This is a genomic window from Microcystis sp. T1-4 (genome assembly GCF_000297435.1).
In the GTDB taxonomy this organism is placed as follows: domain Bacteria; phylum Cyanobacteriota; class Cyanobacteriia; order Cyanobacteriales; family Microcystaceae; genus Microcystis.
On record NZ_CAIP01000156.1, the window covers coordinates 1 to 5,976 of the forward strand.

At 49.4% G+C, this 5,976-nt stretch carries 5 protein-coding genes; all 5 read left to right on the forward strand.

Features of this window, described 5'->3' with window-relative positions:
• The first annotated feature begins 37 nt into the window (after positions 1 to 37).
• Positions 38 to 664 (forward strand): TenA family protein, encoded by a 627-nt coding sequence (locus MICAI_RS09575; protein WP_008200950.1) that lies wholly within the window; start codon positions 38 to 40, stop codon positions 662 to 664.
• A gap of 15 nt (positions 665 to 679) precedes the next feature.
• Positions 680 to 1,087: a DUF2605 domain-containing protein gene (locus MICAI_RS09580; protein WP_008200952.1), complete on the forward strand. Its 408-nt coding sequence runs from the start codon at positions 680 to 682 to the stop codon at positions 1,085 to 1,087.
• A 99-nt stretch (positions 1,088 to 1,186) separates the two neighbouring features.
• Positions 1,187 to 1,492, forward strand: coding sequence for a DUF2973 domain-containing protein (locus MICAI_RS09585; protein ID WP_008200955.1), 306 nt, complete (start codon positions 1,187 to 1,189; stop codon positions 1,490 to 1,492).
• 224 nt (positions 1,493 to 1,716) lie between these two features.
• Positions 1,717 to 2,370 (forward strand): YqiA/YcfP family alpha/beta fold hydrolase, encoded by a 654-nt coding sequence (locus tag MICAI_RS09590; RefSeq protein ID WP_039899921.1) that lies wholly within the window; start codon positions 1,717 to 1,719, stop codon positions 2,368 to 2,370.
• 6 nt (positions 2,371 to 2,376) lie between these two features.
• Complete coding sequence (locus tag MICAI_RS09595; RefSeq protein ID WP_008200958.1) at positions 2,377 to 5,898, forward strand: helicase-related protein; 3,522 nt, start codon at positions 2,377 to 2,379, stop codon at positions 5,896 to 5,898.
• Positions 5,899 to 5,976: the final 78 nt, after the last annotated feature.

Consider the following 5,976-nt stretch of genomic DNA (forward strand, 5'->3'; position numbering starts at 1 on the left):
TTCATAATTCCCACGTCCACCTAATTAGTATTTTCCTATGCTTAGTCAGCAACTTTGGCACAGCCATCAAGATCTAGTGCAAGCTTGTCTAGAACACCCTTTTGTGCGAGGTATCGCCACAGGAAAGCTTAAACGGGACTGTTTCGCTTTTTATGTCGGTCAAGATGCTTTTTTTCTGGAATCTTTCGCCCGTGCTTACAGTATCGCCGCCGCTAAAGCTCCCGATTGGCAGGGATTTACTAGCTTTCATCGGTTAGCGGCAGGGGTATTAACGGAATTAAAATTACACGAAAATTACGCTTTACAGTGGGGGGTTGACCTGAGAAAGGTTCAGCCCGCTAATGCCACCCGTCGCTATCGGGATTTTCTTCTCGCTACCGCTTGGATGGGTGACATCGGTGCGATTGCCGTGGTGATGAGTCCCTGTATGGGTCTTTATGCTTATCTGGGTCAACAATTAGCCTTAGAACCGATTTCTGAGAATCCCTATCAAGCTTGGATTGATAGTTATAGTGGGGATGAATTCGCAGCTTTAGCAAGCCAGTTAGAGGAATTAGTGGATAAATACGCCCTGATGACGGAAAATATCTCTTTATCCTATCGTTATGCCCTTAGTTGTGAACTGGATTTCTTTAGTGCCGCCTACAGCCGGGGCAAATCTTAAAGTTTTCCCGTCATAATGTTAAGAAATATAAATAACGCTAAGATTAAGGTAAGCAAAATCGTCATTATAAAAATAATGTTTCCTTCGCAACCCACCGAAAACGAACTCCTGAAAACTATCTTGGAACCTCTACTAGAGGATTTCACCCATTGGTTTTCCCGTTCCCGTCTCCTCCTCGAATCCGAGAGATTATCCTTTCTCAGCATTGAGGAACAAGACGATTTATTAGCAAGAGTCAAAAACGCCCAACAGGAGGTGGCCACGGCTTATTTACTCTTTAAAACCACAGGTGGTCAGGTGGGTATCGAGGCCAAGATGTTGTTGCCTTGGCATCAGCTGGTGGCAGAGTGTTGGGGTGTCAGTGGTCGTCGTCGTCGATTACAGGGTTGGGGAGAATATCAATCTCCTCAAACTGACGCTTAACCTGAAACTTTTTGGTAAGCTAGAGAGTTGAGCGAATTTTTAGCATAAAGTTTTGGCAATTTAGGAATATTCACACATAATTCATGGGAGACTCGGCCAATGTTACATCTGCTCTATATCCTCGCCTTCACAGTTATCGCTTTTTTGACCATTAATAATTTAATTCGGAGTCTGATTACTGTCAGCATGGATTCCCAGAAACGTCCTGCTAAATCGGCTAATTCCTATAATCCCTACGGTTATCCCATGACTTCCCATCCGGAACTTTTGGACGAGACTGGACAACCGATTAATGAACCCCTGTTAGTGATTCGTTCTCTCACTGTTGAAGATGCTCGTCAGCAGTTAGATGCCATTTATAATTCTTCTCCTGGTGCTACCAAAGAGCAAGATGAAGAAATCTAATTGGGGTTGGCTGAATAAATCTAAAAATCTTGTTGGTTAAGACTTTGAGACCTTTTTGAAATCCAAAAGTGCTAGGCAAGAGAGTGATCAGGGGGAAAATTCAGGTGCTTTTTCCCCGAAAATTAGGTAATTGACCTCCTCAAAATCGGTAAAACCCTACACCCCACACCCCACACCCTGCCCCCACCAGCAAACTTTTTCAGCAGACCCTAATTGGTTCTAGAATGGCAGTCCTTGAAAACAGATATATTTATCTACACGGTTTTGCTTCTAGCCCCCAATCAACAAAAGCGCAATTTTTGAGACATTGTTGGCAAAAGAGGGGTTTAGCAATGGAAATTCCCGATCTTAACGGTGATGATTTTTCTAGCTTAACTCTCACTCGTCAGATTGTTCAAGTCGGCCAATTGATTGAACAATCTCAGCTTCCTGTTACACTGATTGGTTCCAGTTTTGGCGGTTTAACGGCAGCTTGGCTGGCAGAAACTTATTTTCAGGTGCAAAGGCTCGTTTTATTAGCTCCCGCTTTTAATTTCGGTCCGATTTGGTTAGGACAATTGGAAGCGGAAACCCTAGCCAATTGGCAAAAATCTGGGAGTTTATCGGTTTATCACTACGGTTATCGCCGTTATCTGCCAATTGATTACAAGTTGATCGAGGACTTAGCCAATTATCCCCAAGAAAAGTTGATCAGGCAGCTGCCTACCCTGATTATTCATGGCAGTGATGATGAGGTGATTCCCCTAGAAAATAGTCGCTATTATGCTTTTTCTCGTCCTTGGGTACAGTTAATCGAATTAGATAGCGATCATGCCCTTACCGATGTTTTGACGAGGATATGGGCTGAAATGCAATTATTCCTAGACATCGGTCTTTAGGCGATCATGACTAAACTTGAGGAACTAACGAGCGGCTCTATTGTCAACGGCATTCTGCCCAATCAAAGCATTACCGTCATCGAGGCCAAGTGGCATGGCAGCGACGCGGTAGAACTGACCTACAAAGATACCAACGGACAACCCTACACAGAACTGCTCTTTCGATACCGAGAGCCAACCCTAGAGATTCTCACCGAAGGAAGACCGTGGGGTTTCGATGGCGACGGAGCTTTGCTGCGCCTAGTTTCCGAAGCCCATCGCATCCGGTTGGCCTACCTGTTTGACCCGCTTCTAGCCGTCCATACCTCTCTGGTGGAACCACTCCCTCATCAAATCACTGCTGTTTACGGTGAGATGCTCGATCGCCAACCCCTACGCTTTTTGTTGGCCGATGACCCCGGGGCTGGGAAAACCATCATGGCGGGATTGTTAATTCGAGAACTCCTGATTCGAGGTGACTTAGCGCGCTGCTTAATCGTCTGTCCAGGCAGCCTCGCAGTCCAGTGGCAAGATGAACTACATAACAAATTTCACCTTCCCTTCGATATCCTCACCAATGACCGCCTCGAAACGGCCCGCACCGGCAACGCCCTCGCCGAAATGGGTCTGGTCATTGCCAGACTTGATAAACTCAGCCGTAATGACGACCTCCAGAAGAAACTCCAGCAGACTGATTGGGATCTGGTCATCTGCGATGAGGCCCACAAGATGTCCGCTTCTTTCTTTGGTGGGGAAATCAGGGAAACAAAGCGTTACAAATTGGGCAAACTCCTCTCTAGCATTACCCGCCACTTCCTGCTGATGACCGCTACTCCCCACAACGGCAAAGAAGAAGACTTTCAGTTATTCCTAGCTCTACTCGATGGCGATCGCTTTGAGGGGCGATTCCGGGACGGAGTTCATGTATCAGATACTTCCGACCTGATGCGCCGTCTGGTCAAAGAGGAACTGCTCAAGTTTGACGGCAAGCCACTTTTCCCCGAAAGAATCGCTCACACGGTCAGTTACCCCCTCTCCGACCAAGAAGCGATCCTCTACAGTCGAGTCACCGAGTATGTACGCGAAGAATTTGACCGAGCCGAAGCCCTGGCCAACGACGGGCGCAAGGGGACAGTCGGCTTTGCCCTCACCATTTTGCAACGCCGCCTCGCCTCATCTCCGGAAGCCATCTATCAATCCTTGAAACGACGACGAGAGCGGCTGCAAAAGCGACTCCGAGAAGAAGAACTGCTCAAGCGAGGCCAGTCGCTGGAGATAGAATTTGCTACCGTCCTTGACCAAGACGACATCGATGACGACTTTGAGGATACCGATAGCAGCGAGCGGGAGGCTACGGTCGAAGAGGTGGTCGATCAGGCCACAGCATCCCGTACCATTGCCGAACTACAGATTGAAATCGCCCTGCTGAAAAAGCTTGAAGACCTAGCCAATACCGTTCGACGGAGCGGAAAAGACCGTAAGTGGGAAGAGTTTTCCCATCTTCTCCAGGATGAAGCGGAGATGTTCGATGCAGGAGGATACCGCCGCAAAATAGTCGTCTTCACCGAACACAGAGACACCCTCAACTACCTGAAAGAGCGGATCAGTACACTCCTTGGCAACCCAGAAGCTGTTGTCACCATTCACGGTGGCATGGGTCGGGAAGACCGCAAAAAAGCCGAAGAAGGCTTCAAGCAAGACGTAGGAGTACAGGTACTTCTGGCCACCGATGCCGCCGGAGAGGGGATCAACCTGCAACGAGCGCATCTCATGGTCAATTATGACCTACCCTGGAACCCAAACCGCCTAGAACAGCGATTCGGTCGCATTCACCGAATTGGACAGACCGAGGTTTGTCATCTCTGGAATTTGGTGGCTCACGAAACCCGCGAGGGAGATGTGTATCGGACGCTCCTCGAAAAACTCGAAGCCGAACAAAAAGCTTTAGGCGGACGGGTGTTCGACGTATTAGGCAAAGCCATTGCGGGAAAAGAATTGCGCGAACTTCTCATCAAAGCCATCCGCTACGGCGATCGCCCAGATATAAAAGCACGCTTAAACGAGGTCATCTCTGAAAAGCTCGATCAAGAGAGGCTAAGGGAATTGCTGGAAGAACGCGCCCTAGCACGCGATTCGATCGATGCTTCCAGGGTCCAGAAAATTCGAGAAGATATGGAGCGAGCCGAAGCCAGACGGTTACAGCCGCACTTCATCGCCGCATTTTTCCTGGAAGCCTTCCAACGCTTAGGCGGCACCCTACGCCAGCGAGAGCCAAAGCGATACGAAATTACCAACGTCCCCGCCGTTATCCGTAACAGAGACCGCTTTTTCGGGATAGGAGAGCCAATTCTCAAACGCTATGAGCGCATCTGTTTTGATAAAGACCTGATTAGTGTTCCGGGTAAACCCGTTGCTACCTTTGTCTGTCCCGGCCATCCCCTGTTAGATGCCACTATCGATCTTGTCTTGGAACGGCATCGGGAATTACTCAGACGGGGGGCTATCCTAGTTGATGACAGTGATCCGAGCGAGGAAATTCGGGCGCTGGTGTACTTAGAACACGCCATTCAAGACGCTCGGCTAAATCCCGATGGCAGACGGCGGGTGGTGTCGCGGCGAATGCAGTATGTGGAAATTCCTCTGTTTGCACCACAGAGACAGGGAGAGAAGGATGCTGGGTATGCCCCTTATCTAGATTATCGTCCTTTGCAGGAGGAGGAGCGGGCGATCCTAGGGCCGATCCTTGATTCTCTCCCTATCGGTAATGAGATTGAGAGCCAGGCCCGCAATTATGCGATCGCTAACCTTGTCTCTTCCCATCTTCAGGAGGTACGGCAGCGCAAGGAAGAGTTAATTGAAAAGACCCTTATAGCAGTTAAAGACCGTCTGACCAAGGAGATCAACTACTGGGACCATCGGGCAGCCCAGTTGCGCCTACAGGAAGAAGCGGGGAAGACAAATGCGCGGATCAATTCCAACAAAGCCCAGATGCGGGCCGATGAACTACAAACGCGGTTGCAAAAGCGCTTGTCTGAATTGGAGCAGGAGCGTCATTTATCCCCATCGCCGCCGGTGGTGGTAGGGGCAGCCCTCATCGTACCGGGGGGACTGTTAGGGCGACTTTTAGGCAAGCCAATGTTTGCCCGGGAGACAAAGCGCGTCGAGCAGCTGGCGATGGCGGCAGTCATGGCGGCCGAAAAAGCTTTGGGGTATGAACCGCGGGATGTGAGTGCCGAGAAGTGCGGCTATGACATCGAATCGCGCAGGACCGGAACAGGCCGCTTACGGTTTATCGAAGTCAAGGGTAGAGTAGAAGGAGCAGAGACGGTGACTGTCACCAAGAACGAGATCCTTGCATCCTTTAACAAGCCAGAGGATTTTCTGCTGGCTTTGGTTTCGGTTTCTCCCTCAGAGGAGGTTCGGGTGAGATATGTGCGCCGGCCATTCCAGAGAGAACCGGATTTTGGGGCGTGTAGTGTTAATTATGATTGGGGAGAGTTATGGGAGAGGGGGGATATGATTGAACCACAAAGGCACGAAGGACACTAAGGGGATTAACCACAAAGGCACGAAGGACACTAAGGGGATTAACCACAAAGGCACGAAGGACACTAAGGGGATTAACCA

Coding starts and splice junctions, on each gene's coding strand:
- MICAI_RS09580 (WP_008200952.1), top strand. CDS start 680: ATGTTAAGAAATATAAATAACGCTAAGATTAAGGTAAGCAAAATCGTC.
- MICAI_RS09590 (WP_039899921.1), top strand. CDS start 1,717: ATGGCAGTCCTTGAAAACAGATATATTTATCTACACGGTTTTGCTTCT.
- MICAI_RS09575 (WP_008200950.1), top strand. CDS start 38: ATGCTTAGTCAGCAACTTTGGCACAGCCATCAAGATCTAGTGCAAGCT.
- MICAI_RS09585 (WP_008200955.1), top strand. CDS start 1,187: ATGTTACATCTGCTCTATATCCTCGCCTTCACAGTTATCGCTTTTTTG.
- MICAI_RS09595 (WP_008200958.1), top strand. CDS start 2,377: ATGACTAAACTTGAGGAACTAACGAGCGGCTCTATTGTCAACGGCATT.